At 51.7% G+C, this 4770-nt stretch carries 5 protein-coding genes; 2 read left to right on the top strand and 3 right to left on the bottom strand.

The window, feature by feature from the left end; translation table 11 throughout:
- Both B3P58_RS20295 and B3P58_RS20290 read left to right on the top strand, forming a co-directional pair.
- Positions 1-501, top strand: a 501-nt coding sequence (locus tag B3P58_RS20295) for a DUF5666 domain-containing protein (RefSeq protein WP_286720215.1), incomplete at its 5' end; no start/stop codon positions are given.
- The gene (locus tag B3P58_RS20290; protein ID WP_286720214.1) at positions 494-1420 is read left to right on the top strand and encodes a hypothetical protein; all 927 of its coding nucleotides are present in this window, start codon (positions 494-496) and stop codon (positions 1418-1420) included. The genes B3P58_RS20295 and B3P58_RS20290, both read left to right, overlap by 8 nt.
- Positions 1421-1429: 9 nt before the next feature.
- On the opposite strand, the gene B3P58_RS20285 is transcribed toward B3P58_RS20290, so the two are convergent.
- The 3 genes from B3P58_RS20285 to B3P58_RS20275 form a co-directional block, all read right to left on the bottom strand.
- On the bottom strand, positions 1430-2296 hold the full coding sequence (locus B3P58_RS20285) for a lipase family protein (protein WP_286720211.1): 867 nt from the start codon (positions 2294-2296) through the stop codon (positions 1430-1432).
- A 22-nt stretch (positions 2297-2318) separates the two neighbouring features.
- Positions 2319-3353, bottom strand: a complete 1035-nt coding sequence (locus tag B3P58_RS20280; RefSeq protein WP_286720208.1) for a virulence RhuM family protein — start codon at positions 3351-3353, stop codon at positions 2319-2321.
- Positions 3350-4770, bottom strand: a 1421-nt coding sequence (locus tag B3P58_RS20275; RefSeq protein ID WP_286720205.1) for a KAP family P-loop NTPase fold protein, incomplete at its 5' end; no start/stop codon positions are given. The genes B3P58_RS20275 and B3P58_RS20280, both read right to left, overlap by 4 nt.

Raw genomic sequence — 4770 nt, 5'->3', positions numbered from 1 at the left:
GTAATGGTTGAGGTTGAAGGCGTTGTCGGTACCGACGGCGTGCTGCTGGCTGAAGAAATCGAGTTTGAAGAAGCACCGGAAATTGAACTCGAAGGTATGGTTCAGGCGACAACTGAAAACACCCTGACGGTGATGGGCATTACTATCAATGCTGACCTGCGTACCCGCGTGCGTGATGACCGTGACGATGAAGTGTACTTTAATCTGAGCATGCTGCAGCCCGGTGACTATGTTGAGCTGCTGCTCGAAGAAACCACGGCCGGTCAGTACCGTGCACAGTTGCTGGAACGTGTTGACGCCAGCAATAAGGTGGAACTGAAAGCCCCTGTGTCAGCCATCGACCTGAGTGCCGGTACTGTTGTGCTGCTGGGACTGACGCTGGATGTCAGCGCGCAGGATCCGGCTATGCTGTCCTCTCTGGTGAGCGGCAGCATGGTAGAAATTGACGGCTCATTCGACGGTCAGGTTCTGATCGTGCAGTCGATGGAAATTGATGACTGATATTTTGCTCAATCCTATAGCAGCCACAACAGCAGCCCCCCTGCGCGGAGTATTCCGGCAGCGGGGGCTGCTGCTTATCTTATTACTGGTGTTTGCCGCTCAGGCAAAGGCCGGACTGCAGCTTGAGCTGGCCGCCGGTGCCGGCTACGACTCTAATGTTGCCCCCGACGTTACCGATATCAATGCTGGCCTGGGTGACAGTTATCATGCACTGGAAGCTTCGCTTGGCTGGCGTACGGCGGGGCGTCGAGGTGTGCAGTTTGAGACCAGCTACTGGCTGAAAGAACAGCGCTGGCAGGTTTACAGCGAATACGACAACCGCTTGCAGACCGGCCTGCTGCGCTTTGGTTATCAGGGTGATGTGCTGGCCACCGACGTGGCGCTGATTGCGGCCACCGCAGATGTGGATGGCCAGAGTTATATGCAGCTCGAACGCATCAGCCCGGCACTGGGCTTTATCCCGTCAGAATCCCTGTATGTGCGCACCCAGTTCGATTTTATGCGCAAAACCTACGAACAAAACAGCGCCCGCGACAGTGAACGCAGCGCTGCCCGTCTGCAGCTTTACTGGTTTTTCCGCAGCAGCGGCTTATCGCTCAGCGCCCTGATACAGGGAGTGGATGAACAGGCGGATGTCTCTGCTTACAGTTATCAGGCGGGTATCGGACGGCTGTCGCTCAGGCATCGCAGCCGCTGGTTTGGGCTCAGTGTGGTGAATCATCTGAGGGCGCAGCTGGAACAGCGTCAGTACGACGATGTGACGGAACTGCGCCAGCGTCTGGAGATGAGCAGCCGCTGGCAACTCAGTCAGCGCTGGCAGTGGTCGGTCAGTCTGCAGCGCGATGACCGGCAGTCTGATTTTGCCGCCGCGAGTTATGATCAGAACCGGCTGGAAAGCACCATACGCTGGAGCTTTTAAGGCTGTCGGTTAATTAATCGACAGCCCGAACAGATTAATTTCCATCTGGTAAGGCACTTCTTCGGCCGACTGCAGCAGCTCATCGATCAGTGTCTGATAGGTGGTAATCTGATGCGCCTGCAGGTTGCTTTCATCCGGCAGCGCTGTACTCAGCTTGGTCGCACGCAACATGCTTTTTAAGCCGCGGGTCTGCGAATATTGCTGGCTGCCGAGCAGAATAATTTCTTCGCCCATATGCCAGTAAACATCCAGATCCTTAATCTGCAGCGGACTGAGTGGCGGCACTAATGGCACCAGATCTTTCTGGGTGACGACCCGTATCAGCGGAATACTGGCGTAAATTTCCGCCCCGGTAACGTTGGTGACCTTGGGCTGGCCGAAAGTAATCACCTGGCTTACCTGTGCCGCTGTGTCGTGTTTTAAATACATCGCCAGTACCACCGCAATGGCGCCGCCCAGACTGTGGCCGGTAATCTGCACCGGCATGCCGGCAACCAGCCGTGGCCTGACATCGTTAAACACCGCCTCGGCGGCACTGCGGAAACCGTTGTGCAGGGTGATGCCCAGACGCTCGTCCGGCTGAAATTCAATATCCAGATCGACCATCACATTCGCCAGATTGGCGGTGCCACGGATGGCAATGGTCTGCACGCCATTGCCCTGACTGAGAAAATAACTGACCTGAGAATCCGCCAGCGTGGCCTGATGAATCAGCGTCTGGCCTTGCTGCAGAAGCTGCGCTTCACGTTCGCTGTCGGCCAGGTAAGTATCACCGGACAGCTGCGCCTGAATGCGCAGCTGAGCGAAGTCCGGGGCGGCCTGCACCGCTGGCAGAAAGCAGCAAAGCAGAGTGGCGGTGAGTAATTTTTTGAGCATGAGATTTGGTGTTATCGGTGATTTATTTTTCAGGTGGCTGCCAGTTTAAAAGCGAGGATATGTCCTGCTCTCCTTTGGCTTCTTTCAGTTGGCGGCGTTTTTCAGCAAAGCGTTCGTATTCTGCAGAGGCTTTTTCATCTGCCTGTTTCTTGCTTATCTGGCCCGGGCCTTCCAGAACATCGCGCTCATTAAACTGCAGAAACTGATCCAGTTTGGCTTGCCAGTCTCGCAGAAAAACCTGCTGACGGCGTTCAGCCTGATCTTCGGCAAAGTCGAGCCACATGACGATGATCCGGTTGAGCTCTTTAATTTCTGCTTCGCTCAGGTAATTCTTGGCTGTCGTAACATCGCCTTTGCGCACTTCAGCGCCTTTGCTGCTGGTCAGCCCCATATTGGGTTGGTCGGCGTCGGCACGCTCATAGATCAACTCGGCGGCGGTGTAGCCGGAGCAGGCGTAATGCAGTTTGTTCTGGATGATCTGAAAGAACTGGGTGGTTTCTTTCAGCGATGGTTCGTAATCAGCTGCCAGAGCAAAAATTTCACGAACCCGCAAATACATTCGTCGCTCGCTGGCACGGATGTCGCGGATTCTGTCCAGCAGTTCATCAAAATAATCAGGAACAACGGAATTGCCAACAGGAGGGTTTTTCAGCCGCTCGTCATCCATCACGAATCCCTTGACGATATATTCCTCAAGAGTCCGGGTTGCCCACTTACGGAACTGTGTACCACGGGTAGAGCGGACGCGATAGCCGATGGCCAAGATCATTGGCAGGCTGTAGTGAGTGATGCTGCGTTTTACCTGGCGTTTTCCTTCCTGCTGAACTTGTAAGTAATCCTTACAGGTTGTGTTTTGATCAAGCTCGCCTTCCTCATATACAGAACGAATGTGCTGGGTAATCGCTTGAGGTGTCACCTGATAAAGTTCGGACATCATTGCCTGTGACAGCCATAGAGTGTCACCTTCAAAGCGACACTCGATTCGTACCCGGCCGTCATCGGAGGCGAACAGCAGAAATTCACCGGTTGGAGCTTGTGGTAAATCCTTATCACTCATAAGCGGCCTCCGAGGTTTAGCACTTCAATAGCTTTTAAGACAGAACCAAATTCATGGCCCTGCCTTAATCCCTGATGATTAAAGTATCTAAATTCATAGTCTTGAATTGTTTTCTGCAATTCTTCTGTATTAGGTTTGTAGACGTCACCGTTTGATGTACACGCGGGGGTGAGCAAGGCGGCAATTACCTCCGTGTGAAGAGGGTATCTCGACTCATTTTCAATGTTCTCGAGGCTTCTCAGACCTAGTAACGCTGCTATCTGCTTTGCATCGACATTATTGCTCTGGACTGCTGCGGCGACATCTGTTCTGAAACAGAAAATGAATACTCCCAGAACCCGAAGTAGTGTGTGGCCAAAAATAATCTTAGTATCCATACCGTTGCTGAGCGTATGAAAAATTTCCAGGTAACGGATAAAGGTTTCTGTTTCACGCAACGACAATTGGTTATGGCTTATTAAACTTGTCGTAAATCCGTACACACCGTTATTGAAATCATTGAGTTTTGTATCTCTCAGAACTGGACTCATGCGGACCAGACTATTGAAATGTTCAACGGAAGCCAGCGTTTTTTCACTGCTATTGCTTGGAATAAAGTTAGGTAGGTAAAAACTGAACTTCAGGAATTTATCCAGATAACGTTGCGCATCAACGTCAGGGCCATAGCTATGGTGAATGGCTGCCCGGAGTTGTGCTGTATTCGTTATCAACACGAACTTAACGTTTTCAACATGAAAGGTATGTTTGATCACTTCCAGCATCTGCACAGAATAGTCTGGCCGACAGCGGTCCAGCTCATCAATAAAGATCACGATAGGATTATTTCCGGCGACCTCAGCCAATACCGACTGGAGTGCTTTCAGGTTTCTCTGGGCCTCTTCATGATCTTTCAGCATCGCCATAACGGACGCATCAATTGCCTTATCCGCAGCCTCCTGCAGGTACTGATCCAGATCTTCGCCAATTTTGTCGGCATTTTCTCTGAGCAGGTGACTTACGCCAGCTTTTAAAGTGGTTTTAATACCATAACGAACCACGGGAATAATTTTTTCGCGCAGGCTTTGTTTCTGCTCGCCATCCGGCAGCAGACTTAAAACCTCGGCAAGAATAGTCAGCAGGGGATTGTCTGCATGATCTGCCTGAAAAGCATCAATGTAGAGCAGGCGGTAGTTCTCATGTTCTGCCTTAAACTTACCCATCAGTTTGTGGCAGAACTCGGTTTTACCTGTACCCCAATGACCGTCGATGACCATTGGGGATATATCAATATCCGACGTGAGCAGTGAAATCACCTTGTCGGCAATCTGCTCACGGCGGAATTCATCGCGGCCATTTTCTCCCTGAAATGTACGGTGTGTCATTTCATTGGCCATGATGTTCCACTTTATTCCACAGTAACCGATTTCGCCAGATTGCG

This window comes from Thalassolituus sp. UBA2009 (genome assembly GCF_002335285.1).
Classification (GTDB): Bacteria; Pseudomonadota; Gammaproteobacteria; order Pseudomonadales; family Oceanobacteraceae; genus Venatoribacter; species Venatoribacter alkanivorans.
Note: the sequence above shows the minus strand (reverse complement) of the source record. Positions and strands in the feature narration are given on the sequence as shown.